The following is a 13,061-nucleotide window of genomic DNA, read 5'->3' as shown; positions in this document are numbered from 1 at the left end:
AAAACAGGTTATCAGGAGGATCGAGATGAAGAGGATCAACCAGTCTGTCATGACGGCCGTCGCGGCTTGCTTGCTGGCTGCCACGCCGATCTGGACAATGCCGCCGCAGGCAGAAGCAGCAGGCAGCGCGCAGGAGCAACTGCCGCAACAAAAGGAGTTTTCCCAGGAAGTGCAAAACACGCTGGACAAGCTGAAGGAAGCCATTCCGGAAATAAAGGCGCTACGCCTGGAAAGAAAGTCCGTAGGCAAGCCGAGCTTCCGGAACTATCCACATCAGGTCTGGACTGTGCTGCTGACGGATCGGCCGGAAACAGGAGCAGAGAAAAGCCGCCTTGCCTACGCAACGGCCAGAATCGAGCTGGATGCCCAGACGGGGCGACTGCTTTACCTGGATGTGAAAAATCCGGCCTGGGCGTCTGCTGACTACCCGGACGAAAAGCTGGCGCGCGAAAAGGCCGATGCGTTTCTCGCCAGCATGCTCGGCAAGGATGCCAGCCAATTCAAGCAGTCAAAAGCGCTAAGCAGAGGAAAAGCAGGGATAGGCGACGGCAAAGGCGCCATGATCGAATGGGTAAACTCTACCGTCTACTACCAGACGCTAATCAATCAGATTGCGCTCGATGGCAACGCGCTCTCGGTTTCTATCGACCACGCCGGGCATGTCATCCGCTTTGACGCGTACAATCAAATCCGGCCTGACGAGGTAAAATGGCCCGACCCGCAAAAAGCGATCTCCCTGGAAAAAGCAAAGCAAATTTATCAGGATAAGCTGAAAATGGAGCTGGAATACGTAGCCGAGCAGCCGACTTCCTACTCCGCGCCTGGCAGGGCAGAGGAGAAGAAGCCGATGCTTGTTTATCAGCCATACGGTGTGTACAGAATCGACGCCCTCACCGGAGAGGTGCTGGACGAGCCAGACCAGCAGGCCAAGGAGAGCGTTCAGGTAAAAGGAGAAGGGAAGACCATCAAAATCGCTTCGCAAAAAGAGGCCGAGCAATGGCTGAAGTCGCAGTTTGGCATTGACGTTGCAGGCGCTACTTTTGAATACGACGATCACAAGGACAATCTGCGGGAAGGACTGCAGGCGATTGAGTCGTACCACTGGATGGACTTCACGGAAAAGGCCAATCAGGCTTTTGAAACCATTACGCTTACGACTGATGCTGCCAGCGACCGCCTGATCGACTTTCATCTGTACCTGCCGGAAAGACAGGAGCAAAAGCAAAAAATCAGCGTCGACGAAGCGCGGAAAAAAGCGATTGCCGCGCTGCAGCCATACCTCGATCCGGCTGTTTCCGAGCTGACGCTGTTTACGTTCAGACATGATGAAGCAATCCCGGACTGGGTGGACAAAAGCAAGCTGGAAAAAAGGAACGAGCCGCGTGAGTATTACTTCAATTTTCAGGGGAAACGCAACGGAATCCCCGTGTCGGATGAATTTTACCGGGTTGGCATCGATCAGGTGACAGGCGCGGTTACAGGGCTGAGTTTCCACCCGATCCACCCTGACATCGCCTTGCCTGCTGCCACGAAGCTGGTCAGCGCCCAGGAAGCCAAAGAAACGTATCAAAAGGAAGTCGAGCTGGAGCTGGTGTATTACTGGGAACAGTACGAAGATCAGCGCGCACCTGAGCCGAAACTGGTCTATCAGCGAAAACGGGAGGACAGCTACCGCTTCGTCGACGCCACTACTGGAAAATTGATCGAAATCAAATACCGGTAAGCCTCTCCAAAACCGTTAAAGCCGATCTGCTCTTGCAGAAATCGGCTTTTTTTGTCGAACCTGTGACACAAACCGGGCAGAATCAGGAGTTTCCCTGATCATTTTAGGGGATTTCCCCGAATTACTTCCAACTGGTCCCAGGGGTAGAATGAAGGCGTGAAAGATATGATGCGCCTGCGCGGCACACAGAAAGGAGAACAGTGCGATGGAGACGCAAATCGACAAATTGAAACAAGGCAAAAAATCAAAAGAAAAAAAGACACAGCCAGAGCAAGAGGAACTGAAGGGAACGTTTGCCGCTGTGTTAATTGTGGGAGGCATCATTCTCGTCGGTTGGCTGGGTGTATTCGGGCTTTTCCTGGACCGGGCGTAATAGAGGAAGAGAAGGAGGATACTTATGCATTTGCACCGTTATGAAAAAATATGGCTGATGCTTGGTGCGGGCGGACTGGCGCTGTTTGTCCTGTTGCTGTGCGTCAATGCGTTTGCGATGGGGATGGCCCCGCCAAGCAGTATGGAAATGATCGACCCCGAACAGGTGATGGAAACCCCTCCTTTTGACAAACCGGGGCTGAAGCAGGTAGGGGACAAGGAGTACGACGCTTACATGACGGCGTTTGCCTTCGGCTTCTCGCCGACGAAGATGGAGGTCGCGGCAGGCTCGACGATCAACTTCCACGTCACCAGTCCGGACGTCATTCACGGATTCCAGATTCCTGAAACGAACGTCAACTTCATGGTTTTGCCGGGACATATCAGCTCGGCCAGCTATACGTTTGACAAGCCAGGCGAGTACTTGATTCTTTGCAACGAATACTGTGGCGCCGGCCATCAGGTGATGGCGACCACGATTATTGTGAAATAGAGGTAGGTGAACCCTATGGTAATCGCACGAAAAATAGACGATTCGATTCCCCACGTTCCGATACAGCGTTCGGCGGCTAAACTTAGTCTGTCGTATGTGTGGGTGGCGTATATCGCCTTCGGGCTGGCTGCATTGGCAGGTATGCTTCAGGGAATGGTGCGCGGCGGTATCATAGAACTGCCAAGCTGGACGAACTACTATCAAATCTTGACAGCTCACGGCGTATTGATGGCACTCATTTTTACCACGTTTTTCATCGTCGGCTTTATTTTCTCCGGGGTAGCTCGCACGACAGGCGGTTCCTTGCATGGAGCAGCGCTGAAATTCGGCTGGGCAGGCTGGATTCTCATGGTGACAGGCACCTCGATGGCTGTCGTCACGATTTTGATGAATGAAGCTTCGGTCTTGTACACCTTCTACGCTCCGCTGAAAGCATCGCCGTATTTTTACATCGGCTCGGCCTTGCTCGTAGTGGGCAGTTGGCTGGCGGGCTTCGGGGTTTTTGCCAGCTACCGCAAATGGAGACGGGAAAATCCGGGGAAAAACTCTCCGCTGTTCGTCTTCATGGCGGTCACGACTTACATCATGTGGATTATCGCGACCCTTCCGGTAGCGGTCGAGGTGCTGTTCCAGCTCATTCCGTGGTCGCTCGGACTGGTGCCGACAATCAACATCATGCTCAGCCGCACGCTGTTCTGGTTTTTCGGTCACCCGCTCGTTTATTTCTGGCTGATGCCCGCTTACATGGCCTGGTACGTATGTGTTCCGCGCATTATCGGCGGCCATGTGTTCAGTGATTCGCTCAGTCGCCTCGCTTTTATCTGTCTCTTGCTGTTCTCCATTCCGGTCGGGTTCCACCACCAGTTGATGGAGCCGGGAATTTCCGCCGGATGGAAAATGATTCACGTCACGCTGACGCTGATCGTGGTCATTCCGTCGCTGATGACGGCGTTCTCGATGTTTGCAGTCTTTGAAACGACAGGTCGCAAAAAAGGCGGCAGCGGTCTGTTCGGCTGGTTCAAGAAACTGCCTTGGACAGACGTTCGCTTCTTCGCCCCGTTTGTGGGAATGCTGTTCTTCATTCCGGGCGGTGCGGGCGGAATCATCAACGCAAGTAACCAGCTCAACGCCGTGGTGCACAATACGATTTGGGTAACAGGGCACTTCCACATTACAGTCGGCGCCGCAGTTGCGCTCACCTTCTTCGGGGTCAGCTTCTGGCTGGTGCCGGCCTTGACAGGGCGCAAGCTGACCAAGACGGCAAACCGCATGGGGATGGTGCAAACCGTCTTCTGGGCAGTAGGGATGTTCCTGATGTCGCTCGCCATGCATACGATGGGGCTGCAAGGGGCGCCGCGCCGCACGGACTATACGACGTACATGGACCATCCGACTGCGCTCGGCTGGATGGATTACCAACGCGTCATGGCGTTTGGCGGAGGGCTGCTGTTTGTATCGGCGGTTCTGCTGATTCTCATCCTGCTGTACCTGACATTCTACGCACCAAAAGGAAACACCGAGTATCCGATTGCCGAAACCGAGACTACCCAGGAAGTTCCGCGCATTTTGGAGCGTTGGCCTGTATGGGTCGGACTGGTCGCCTTCCTGATTATTTTGGCTTACGGCTATCCGATCATGGAGCAAATTCAGCATCAGGCGCCAGGCTCGCCTCCATTCCGAACCTGGTAACATAAGCAAACGAGGAAAAGAAAGAGCCACTGCCCATTTGTCATGCATGGGGGAGTGGCTCTTTCGCATTACCAGTATCCAAGAGCGGCCAATTCGGTGAAGGCGAGAATCAGATAGCCAATCGCCAGCAGCCAGAGAGCGAGCAACCTGAGATCTTCCTCTTCAAAAGACATGGAACTCCTCCTTTATCTCTCGTTACCCACAAAGTATTCAGGAGGAGAGGCATTGGTTTAGCTTTATGGCTCGTAAATCATTTTGCGGGTCATCCCGCCGTCCACGACCAGCTCGGTTCCGGTGATAAAGTCGTTTTCTTTTTGCGTCAAAAAGAGGCAGGCGCGGGCGATGTCGTCGGGCGTGCCGACGCGGCCTGCGGGATGCTGCGCATGATCGAGCGGGCGCAGTGCCGTGTAATCGCCGTTTTCAATCCAGCCTGGCGAGATGGCGTTCACGCGAATCCCGTCGGGGCCAAGCGATACGCCCAAAGCGTGAGTGAGCGCCAAAATGCCTCCTTTTGATGCTGCATACGCCTCTGAGTGCGGTTCAGACATGTGGGCTCTGGTCGAGGCCAGGTTGACGATGGCGCCGCCGCCGTTTCGTCGCATGATCTTCGCCGCTTCCCGCGAAGCGAGGAAGACGCTGCGCAGGTTCGTGTTCAAAATCCGGTCCCACGCTTCGACGGTCAGGTCGTAGGGGGATTCCCAGACCGATAAGCCGGCGTTGTTGATGAGCACGTCGAGTCGTCCCCAGCGGGCGTCAACGGTCTGCATCAGATTCTCGATTTGCTCGGGCTCGCTCACATCCGTTTGGACAAAAGCGGCCGAGCCTGCGATTGCTTCTGCTCCGTTTATTTTCTGGACAGCAGTTTCGCCAGCCTCGGAATTGCGCTCGGCGATGACGACGTGAGCGCCGTGCGCAGCGTACATGGTGGCGACGGCAAGTCCGATGCCCTGCCCGCCGCCTGTGACGATGACAATGTTATCCGTGTATTTCAAGCAAAACTCCTCCAAACAATAAAGTATGTATCAGCGTGCCCTTGTCCTTCTCCCGTCAAACTGCAATCGGGAAGAAAAAGGGATTGAATAACGTTTGTAACTATATTAAAGTAAGTTATATATTTGGAACAGGCAATGGACACATGGAGGGGAGAAAACTCATGACTACGGAACTGAAAATGACGGCTGAACAAGTGATGGAAGCACGCCACAGCGTGCGCAAATACGATCCGAACGTAACGATTCCACAAGGAGAGCTGAACGAGATTTTGCGTCTCGCGGCAAGCGCTCCGTCTTCCTGGAATCTGCAACATTGGCGTTTTCTCGTCGTGACGGATCCAGCGATCAAGGAAAAACTTTTGCCGATCGCTTACGGTCAGCAGCAAGTCGTGGATGCGTATGCCACCATCATCATACTCGGAGATTTGGAGGCGTACAAGTCGGCGCGCCCGGTTTATGACGCTGCCCTCGAAAAAGGATACGTCACCGAGCAAGTGCGTGACAACATGATCGCGCAAATCGAAGGAGCTTACAAAAACAATCCGGAGATCGCCCGCGACGAAGCCATCCGCAACTCTTCCTACGCGGCGATGCAACTGATGCTGGCGGCAAAAGCCAAAGGCTACGACACATGCCCAATGGGCGGATACGATCGCGATGCGCTCATCAAAGAGCTGAACATCCCGTCCCGCTACATCCCGACATTGATGCTGACGCTCGGCAAAGCAAGCGTTCAAGCTTATCCGACAGCCCGCTTTGGACTGGATGAGCTGGTGATTACGAACAAATTTTAATCGTAAACGCGTGAAAAAGGAAACCCGCTTGGTCAGGGTTTCCTTTTTGCTGTGTGCCGACAAATCAGTCAGGGCGCTTGTTTGTCGTTTCAAGGGCGATTTACGACAGCACGGCTAGCTTGCCGGAAAATTTTCCTCAGGGCCAAGGGCGAGAGGCAGTTCTACCATGATCGAAGTGCCATGTCCTTGCTTGCTATTGACCAAAAAGCCTCCTTTGTGCAACTGAATGATCTCTTTGCAGATCGCGAGCCCGAGTCCGCTGCCAGACAGCTTGGAGCGTCCTTTGAAAAATTTTTCCGTGACGTGCGGCAAGTCATTCGGGTGAATCCCTTCTCCGCTGTCCGCGACGGTGACCGTCAGCCTTCCCTCCGAGGCTGTCGCTGTCACGGAAATCGTACCGCCCTTTGGCGTGAATTTGAAGGCGTTGTCCAGCAGATTGACGAACACTTGCTTCAGCCTGTTGCGGTCGCCCATGACGGTCAGGGGAGCAGACGGGAGCGCCAGTTGAAAATCAATCTGCTTTTCCTGGGCGCGGATGGCGAACTGGACGTGCATGTCGTCGAGAATTTCGCGCAAATCGAGCAGCTCGCGGGACAGCTTCATTTCGCCGGACTGGAACTTCGAAAAGTCGAGCAGCTCTTCCACGAGGCCGATGAGGCGGTCGGTTTCCTTGGAGATGACTTCCAGCCCGAGCATTGTTTCCTCCGGCTCCTCCAGGCCGCCGGAGAGGAGCGTTTCTCCCCAACCCTTGATCGAGGTCAGCGGCGTGCGCAGTTCGTGGGAGACGGAGGAGATGAAGTCGTTTTTCAGCTTTTCGTTTTTGCCGATCTCTGCTGCCATGTAGTTGAACGTATCGGCGAGCGTCCCGACCTCGTCGTCGTAGCGCTTCGGAGCGCGGGCGGTGAAGTTGCCCTCTGCCATTTGCTTCGCGGCATTCGTCAGGTCCTCGATGGGGTCGACGATCCGTTTGGCCATGAGCAGACTGAGGGCAAAAGCCAGCAGGACGACGCCAGCCCCGACGCCCAGCCCGTACAAGGCGATGCGATTGACCGCCTGATAAAGAGGCTCTGCCGAGATCGTGTAGCGGAGGACGCCGACGTATTCAGACCCGAAGGTGAGGGGATTGGACACGGCAATGACCCGCTCACGCGACTGGGGCGTTCGGCCTACGAACAGTCCTTTTTGCCCCCTGATCGCTTCCATGACGTCCGAGGTTTGGACAAGCTCTCCCGTCTGGAAGCCGTACGAGTTGAGAATGACCTTGCCGTTTAGGTCGAGCACCTCGATTTTGGCGTATTCCTGGCTCGATACGTTTTCCAAAATATAGCGGGCCTTGTCTTTTAAGCGATAGCCGGTTGCGTACTTGTTAATAAAATTGGTGAAGGTCGTGCTGCGCGTCTCCAACGCTTCGGTAGCAGTTCCGAAGTAGTACGTATGGACCGCCCAGTAAAACAGTCCCTCCAACAGAAGCACGATCAACAGCAAGATCATGCCGAAGTAAAAGACGAGCCTGCTTCTAATTCCTTTCATCAGGAGCGTCCTTCCGCCAAAGGTATCCGTACCCCCAGACCGTTTCCAGGAAGGCCGGGTGGGCAGGATCGTCTTCGATTTTTTGGCGAATCCTGCGGATGTTCACATCCACGATTTTCAAGTCCCCGACGAAAAACTGTCCCCAGACGTTCGTCAAAATTTCGTCGCGACTGATCGCTTTGTTGGCATTTTCGGCCAGCAGCTTGATAATGGCAAACTCCTTCGGGGTCAGGACAATTTCCTGATCCTTTTTCGTCAGCTTCCGCTCATCGAGCAGCAGGGTGAAGGGAGCGATATCAATCGTATTTTTGTCCTCCACAAGAGCGGGGAGGGGAGCCAGCCTGCGGTGCAATGCCTTTACGCGGGCCAACAGCTCAGCCGGACTGAACGGCTTCGACACGTAATCGTCGGCCCCGAACTCCAGCCCCATCACTTTGTCCAGCTCCTGGCTCTTGGCAGTAAGCATGATGATCCCGAGGCGCGGGTATTTTTTGCGCAGTTGTCCGCACACTTCAAAGCCGTCGATGCCGGGCAGCATCACATCGAGAATCGCGATTTCGATATCGCTTTGCGCTTGCGCGATTTCCAGCGCTTCTTCGCCTGTCGCCGCCTCAATGACCTCGCAGCCTTCGCGCCGCAGATTGATGCGCACAAAATCGCGAATTGATTTTTCGTCTTCAAGCAATAAAACCTTCATAAACAAATCCCCTTGGTCTGATTTCGACTTTTTTCGCTCGCAGGCGGATCGGTACAAGGAAAACAGCATTGGCCTTTATCACGAAATGGATAAAGGCTTGTAAAGCTGGCGTATCTCGTCTGCTGTGAGCTGCATAGAGCGGTACTCCTGCATGGCAGACTTGCCGAGGCTTGGTGTCGTTTGCGGAAGGATCGCGATCAGGACCTGTTTTCCTTCTTCCTTCAAAAGAACGTAGGGCACTTGCTTTTGTTTGAGGCCGTTCTCGAATTTGTTCCATTCGGTTTGCGGAACGGTTTGGAGCGTCAAAAGCTCGGCTTTATTTTTCCCGTTTTCCCCGTAGTAGAAAAAGCGGATGATGTGCGAATTGGCGTTGGGACTGGCGGCAATCGTGAATTTTCCGCTCCATTTTTCCGGTATTCTCAGATCGAGTCCCAGGTCATAGTTTTGGTAATGATCCTCTACATGCTTCAGCCCGGTCTTGCCGTCCCATTGAAAATAGGAGGAGATCCAGGGAATTTCGACCATGGCCAGCTCTTCTGTGCCGGGCGGCTGTGTTCTGGTGCCGATCTCGATAATGCCGTCCCCGTTAATATCCTCACTGTACAAAGGGTAGGGCTTGAAGGTCAAATCCATTTCGCCCTCGACTTTGACCAACGGGTTGTGCAAGGTGCCATTTTCCCAGAGGAGCATGTCGGTGGCGGCCGAGTGCGCCCCTACCCCGGCTTCGATGAACAGGGCATTTTGCGTAGGGGACGCTTTTCCGATAAGCGCTTGCTCGTATCCGTTCACATAGCCGTCCAGCGCGATCTCGGTCAGCTTGGCGATTTGGCCGTCTTTGGCCCCAAACAGCTCGGCTTTGGAGGTGAAATTGCTGTGGTCGTGCAGGACCAGGGCCAGTTCGGTCTGTTCGTCCCCGGTCAAGTCGCCCACCGCCATGACGGAGTAGGGCTGTTTCATCAGCTCCGCGGTTTTGTCGTCGGTAATCGAGTACACGGACAGCTCTCTGTTCAGACCGTCGCCGCCGCCCAGGCCAATCAGCATTTCGGGAATCTGGTCGCCGTTGAGATCGTGAAACGAGACGTAGTCCAGCTCATTGCCAATCCCGGTAAAGGAGGTCAGCTTTTGCCAGTTTCCTTGCTTTTGCGAAAGCACCAGCACGCCGATTTCGTAATCCGTTTTCTCCGACTTGTAAAAAGCGACGACCTCAGGGGTTCCATCGCCGTTCAGGTCTTGAAGAGAGACGGCGCTCGCCTCTGCGGGGTGGAGCGGCACAGCCAACTGTGAGCCCGCAGGCAAAAATTGCATGACAGCCTGATTGATCGATTTTTGATCGCCGTCAGCAGAGGGGGCGCGCATCAGTTCGTTAGGGGTATCTGCCAGGCCGCAACCGCTCACGAGAGAAGCGCAGATCGCGGCAGACAAAAGCCAAGCCTTTTTCATTTGTGATTGTTCCTTTCTGCAGCAGCTTCCGTTTGACTCTATTGTAGCCTGCCTTTTCGGCGAAGTTGTTGCAAATCGGTAAAAATGGCGAGAAAACTTAGGAATTATTTACTAGCAACATTTGACCTGTCCATCTCGTTTAGAGAGAAGAGAGGGAAGGAAAGACACGGGTGTAACAATCTGGCAAGAAATAGCATGCCCAATTACATAGGAGGAGAATATCATGAAACTTTGGCAAAGAACGATGGCAACAATCGTATGTAGCGGCGCTATTCTCATGACAGCAGGACTGGGGGCCGCTCCGGTTCATGCGAATGCCCTTCCGTCACAGTCACAAACGTATGCTCCAGTTGTCCTGCTGCAACCGCAGCACAACATTCCGTTTTCCGTTCAGTTTACCGACGGGTTTCAAGCGAAAGTAACGAATTTGCGCACAAAAGCAGTCAGCACGTTTGATTTATCTGCCAATAAAACAACGTACCTGAATCAAGGGATTTATCAGGCCAACGGCAAGCTGCAAAAGCCGACGGACGGCTACGTGCAAAAGCTCGTGGAGCTGGTGCCATTTCGCGACGCCAAAGGCAATCTGCGCTGGATGGGCAAGCAAAATATTTGGGGAGTAAACAATCAGGACCATATTGCCGTGGCAACCAGCGTGTGGAATATCGTGGACCAAAAGCCGCAGTTGCTCGGGGTAACAGTGGAAAAAACCGATGTCGACAACTTGCCTTCGCCGGATGTTTCGATCAATAGCGGGTTCAGCATGAAAAGCGACAGTACATTTGTGCTGGATACGAAATACGCAGATGTGACAGGCGACGGTATCAAAGACCACATCTTTTTGGTAGGCGACAAGATGGGCATGTCGATGAACCAGACGGCCGAGAATTTGCGCGTTGTGGTTCGCGAAGGGAAAGACAACCAACAGACGTTCATTTCGGTGGGCACGCGCGACAAAGGTTTGCTGCCGAAGCTGCACGTGACTGACAGCAACAACGACCAGGTCAAAGATATTTTGGTCACGATGCCGACCGCCACAGGCAATGTGTACAGCCAGATTACATGGAAAATGAATCGTCCGACCCCGGTAGTGAGCCAGGACCAGTTGAACAACCGCAACCTGTATCAGCCGGTCATCGGCACGTATGGGGAAGCGGTGGCGATGAAGCGGGTGAAGTAGCGTAAGGATCGACACAAGTGAAGCGAAGGCTTCGCTAAAAAGATGGGCGAAGCCTTTTTTTCTCCGTTATGCTTGACAACTTCCTTTCGCAAACGTACAATTATAGATGTGGATTTGCTCGCGCGTTGTGTACGACTAAATCTACATGAAAATTAAGGCATTCTGTACGTAGCTCATGCATTGACCTATGAACAGAATGTCTTAATTTATTCTGACATATCGTCCGGTGATTTTGGATAGGGTAGGAATAGGTCGCACGTTGTGTACGACCGACAAGAGGAGTTCGCACGTTGTGTGCGTCCTCCTCTTTTTTATTTGTATTCCCAGATGATGAGCTTGGAGTCCAGATGTCGCGCATACACATCGAGGATGGCGGCCTGGTGTCGTTTTCGCGGAGGGAAGCCGTAACGATGCCGGAAATGAACAGAGGTGATGAAGTTAATCATATCAGCCAGTTGGATCAGGTTTCCATTATGATCGTGCGACAGCTTTACCTGAAGGTCGGGATACACCCTGCGATTGACCGGATTTCGCAGCGCGTCACGAAAATGGTTGAGCTCGCTCGGCTTGCCGTCGTCACAAATGACAAACGCATACGAGTCAGCACGGCTCAGCTCGTTGGAAAGGCAGCGAACAAGTTCCGTATACGCATGGATATGCGTAAGCGTCAAATCCAGCACACCTACGAATCAGAAATGTCCCGTGAGATAATCTTCCTCAGAACGATACGAGGAGCCATTCCTGTAATGAAGAAATTTGAGCTTTGAAAGAAAAAAGCGCCTCCTGTATGCTGGGTCTTGGAATGGTCACATTCACACTGCCCTAATGAAAAGGAGGACGCTCTACATGAAGTATAAGCTGAAACAGAAACAGAATCAACGGATTACACGAATTACCGAAAAAACACTGGTTGTTGGTGCGGACATCGCCAAAAAGATTCATGTAGCTCGAGCCGTGGATTTCCGAGGCATTGAGCTTGGGAAAGAATGTGTGTTCCACAACGATCAGGAGGGGCTAACGAAACTGGCTGCGTGGATGAAGGAGCTTGGCCGGATACATGAGAAAACCGACATCGTATTTGGCATCGAGCCTACCGGACACTACTGGTTCCCGTTAGCGGCATTTTTGAAGGAGCAAGACATCAGGGGCGTCGTCGTGAATCCGCACCATGTGAACAAGAGCAAAGAACTTGAGGACAACTCGCAGACCAAGAGCGACTACAAGGATGCGAAGGTCATTGCCGACCTGATTCGGAGCGGGAAATATTCAGAGCCCAATTTGCCGACCAAGGAATATGCAGAGCTACGCATTCTGATGAATTTTCGGGAGAAGGTCATGGTGAGCTTGAATCAAGTGAAAGCTCGGATTACAAACTGGTTTGACCGCTACTTTCCGGAGTATCCACAAGTGTTTAAGGACTGGGAAGGCAAGGCATCACTGATGACCATGCGCCAGTTTCCCACTCCAGAGGAGATTGTCTCGATAGGCGCCAGAGGCGTTCTCACACATTGGAAGACGGAAATCAAGCGTGGGGTGGGCATCAAGAGAGCGGAGCAGCTCTATGCTGCCGCTACGGTCTCTATCGGGCTTACCGAGGGGCTGACAGCTGCCCGAATCGAGCTTGCCGCCTTGCTGCAGCAGTACGATCTGTACTGCAAGCAAGAAGAAAGCATTATGACGGAAGTCCTGCAGATTCTGGAGAAGATCCCCGGAACGAAGCAAATGCTGAGCATCCCAGGGATTGGCATTCTGACCGTCGCCGGCTTCTTGGCGGAGGTTGGCGATCTGAACAACTACGACCATGGACAGCAGATCATCCGTCTGGCTGGGCTGAATCTGACGGAGAACAGCTCTGGAAAACGTAAGGGAAAGACCGGAATCAGCAAGCGGGGGCGCTCTCGCCTAAGAGGCATCTTGTTCCGCTGCATGCTGCCGATGGTAGCCAAAAACAAAGAGTTTAAAGCGCTCCACGAGTATTATACAACGCGTAGTCAAAATCCGCTCAAGAAGAAGCAATCGATTATCGCCTTATGTGGAAAACTGGTTCGCGTCCTCTATGCACTGGGGACAAAGCAGAAAGAGTATAACGCAAACGAAGTATTGGGGCCGATTCGACAAGCCCAGCTACAACAAAGTGCTGCATAAAGCTTA

General features: G+C 53.2%; 12 protein-coding genes. 7 read left to right on the top strand and 5 right to left on the bottom strand.

The window, feature by feature from the left end; translation table 11 throughout:
• Positions 1 to 25 precede the first annotated feature (25 nt).
• The 4 genes from BA6348_RS00505 to BA6348_RS00490 all read left to right on the top strand — a co-directional run bounded on the left by BA6348_RS00505 (position 26) and on the right by BA6348_RS00490 (position 4,277).
• On the top strand, positions 26 to 1,723 hold the full coding sequence (locus BA6348_RS00505; protein WP_122952510.1) for a YcdB/YcdC domain-containing protein: 1,698 nt from the start codon (positions 26 to 28) through the stop codon (positions 1,721 to 1,723).
• 205 nt (positions 1,724 to 1,928) lie between these two features.
• On the top strand, positions 1,929 to 2,096 hold the full coding sequence (locus BA6348_RS00500; protein ID WP_005833287.1) for a cytochrome c oxidase subunit 2A: 168 nt from the start codon (positions 1,929 to 1,931) through the stop codon (positions 2,094 to 2,096).
• Between the two features lie 24 nt (positions 2,097 to 2,120).
• Positions 2,121 to 2,588 (top strand): cytochrome c oxidase subunit II, encoded by a 468-nt coding sequence (locus BA6348_RS00495; RefSeq protein WP_005833289.1) that lies wholly within the window; start codon positions 2,121 to 2,123, stop codon positions 2,586 to 2,588.
• Between the two features lie 15 nt (positions 2,589 to 2,603).
• On the top strand, positions 2,604 to 4,277 hold the full coding sequence (locus BA6348_RS00490; RefSeq protein ID WP_007782622.1) for a b(o/a)3-type cytochrome-c oxidase subunit 1: 1,674 nt from the start codon (positions 2,604 to 2,606) through the stop codon (positions 4,275 to 4,277).
• Between the two features lie 236 nt (positions 4,278 to 4,513).
• Here the strand turns inward: BA6348_RS00490 and BA6348_RS00485 are convergent, their stop codons facing one another.
• Entirely contained in the window at positions 4,514 to 5,269 is a 756-nt protein-coding gene (locus tag BA6348_RS00485) for an SDR family NAD(P)-dependent oxidoreductase (RefSeq protein WP_007782629.1), read from the bottom strand.
• A 161-nt stretch (positions 5,270 to 5,430) separates the two neighbouring features.
• Here BA6348_RS00485 and BA6348_RS00480 point away from each other — a divergent pair, with 161 nt between their 5' ends.
• A complete protein-coding gene (locus BA6348_RS00480; RefSeq protein WP_007782632.1) occupies positions 5,431 to 6,063 on the top strand; it encodes a nitroreductase family protein in 633 nt (210 codons plus the stop codon).
• A 114-nt stretch (positions 6,064 to 6,177) separates the two neighbouring features.
• Here BA6348_RS00480 and BA6348_RS00475 read toward each other — a convergent pair whose 3' ends face one another.
• The 3 genes from BA6348_RS00475 to BA6348_RS00465 all read right to left on the bottom strand — a co-directional run bounded on the left by BA6348_RS00475 (position 6,178) and on the right by BA6348_RS00465 (position 9,730).
• Positions 6,178 to 7,593 (bottom strand): sensor histidine kinase, encoded by a 1,416-nt coding sequence (locus BA6348_RS00475; RefSeq protein ID WP_007782636.1) that lies wholly within the window; start codon positions 7,591 to 7,593, stop codon positions 6,178 to 6,180.
• On the bottom strand, positions 7,580 to 8,290 hold the full coding sequence (locus BA6348_RS00470; protein ID WP_007782640.1) for a response regulator transcription factor: 711 nt from the start codon (positions 8,288 to 8,290) through the stop codon (positions 7,580 to 7,582). The genes BA6348_RS00475 and BA6348_RS00470 overlap by 14 nt, the downstream gene beginning before the upstream one ends.
• Before the next feature lie 78 nt (positions 8,291 to 8,368).
• Positions 8,369 to 9,730, bottom strand: coding sequence for an FG-GAP repeat domain-containing protein (locus tag BA6348_RS00465; RefSeq protein ID WP_005833299.1), 1,362 nt, complete (start codon positions 9,728 to 9,730; stop codon positions 8,369 to 8,371).
• A 223-nt stretch (positions 9,731 to 9,953) separates the two neighbouring features.
• Here BA6348_RS00465 and BA6348_RS00460 point away from each other — a divergent pair, with 223 nt between their 5' ends.
• Positions 9,954 to 10,910, top strand: a complete 957-nt coding sequence (locus BA6348_RS00460) for a hypothetical protein (protein WP_122952509.1) — start codon at positions 9,954 to 9,956, stop codon at positions 10,908 to 10,910.
• Positions 10,911 to 11,221: 311 nt separating this feature from the next.
• On the opposite strand, the gene BA6348_RS00455 is transcribed toward BA6348_RS00460, so the two are convergent.
• Complete coding sequence (locus BA6348_RS00455; protein ID WP_242507432.1) at positions 11,222 to 11,581, bottom strand: hypothetical protein; 360 nt, start codon at positions 11,579 to 11,581, stop codon at positions 11,222 to 11,224.
• A gap of 187 nt (positions 11,582 to 11,768) precedes the next feature.
• Between BA6348_RS00455 and BA6348_RS00450 the strand changes: the two genes are divergently transcribed.
• A complete protein-coding gene (locus tag BA6348_RS00450) occupies positions 11,769 to 13,055 on the top strand; it encodes an IS110 family RNA-guided transposase (RefSeq protein ID WP_174768841.1) in 1,287 nt (428 codons plus the stop codon).
• The last annotated feature ends 6 nt before the right edge of the window (positions 13,056 to 13,061 follow it).

This window comes from Brevibacillus agri (assembly GCF_004117055.1).
GTDB classification, from domain to species: Bacteria; Bacillota; Bacilli; order Brevibacillales; family Brevibacillaceae; genus Brevibacillus; species Brevibacillus agri.
Note: the sequence above shows the minus strand (reverse complement) of the source record. Positions and strands in the feature narration are given on the sequence as shown.

What these genes read in the sequence shown, in the direction of transcription:
- BA6348_RS00505 (WP_122952510.1), top strand. Translation starts at nt 26, where the DNA reads ATGAAGAGGATCAACCAGTCTGTCATGACGGCCGTCGCGGCTTGCTTG.
- BA6348_RS00500 (WP_005833287.1), top strand. Translation starts at nt 1,929, where the DNA reads ATGGAGACGCAAATCGACAAATTGAAACAAGGCAAAAAATCAAAAGAA.
- BA6348_RS00495 (WP_005833289.1), top strand. Translation starts at nt 2,121, where the DNA reads ATGCATTTGCACCGTTATGAAAAAATATGGCTGATGCTTGGTGCGGGC.
- BA6348_RS00490 (WP_007782622.1), top strand. Translation starts at nt 2,604, where the DNA reads ATGGTAATCGCACGAAAAATAGACGATTCGATTCCCCACGTTCCGATA.
- BA6348_RS00480 (WP_007782632.1), top strand. Translation starts at nt 5,431, where the DNA reads ATGACTACGGAACTGAAAATGACGGCTGAACAAGTGATGGAAGCACGC.
- BA6348_RS00475 (WP_007782636.1), bottom strand. Translation starts at nt 7,593, where the DNA reads ATGAAAGGAATTAGAAGCAGGCTCGTCTTTTACTTCGGCATGATCTTG.
- BA6348_RS00470 (WP_007782640.1), bottom strand. Translation starts at nt 8,290, where the DNA reads ATGAAGGTTTTATTGCTTGAAGACGAAAAATCAATTCGCGATTTTGTG.
- BA6348_RS00465 (WP_005833299.1), bottom strand. Translation starts at nt 9,730, where the DNA reads ATGAAAAAGGCTTGGCTTTTGTCTGCCGCGATCTGCGCTTCTCTCGTG.
- BA6348_RS00460 (WP_122952509.1), top strand. Translation starts at nt 9,954, where the DNA reads ATGAAACTTTGGCAAAGAACGATGGCAACAATCGTATGTAGCGGCGCT.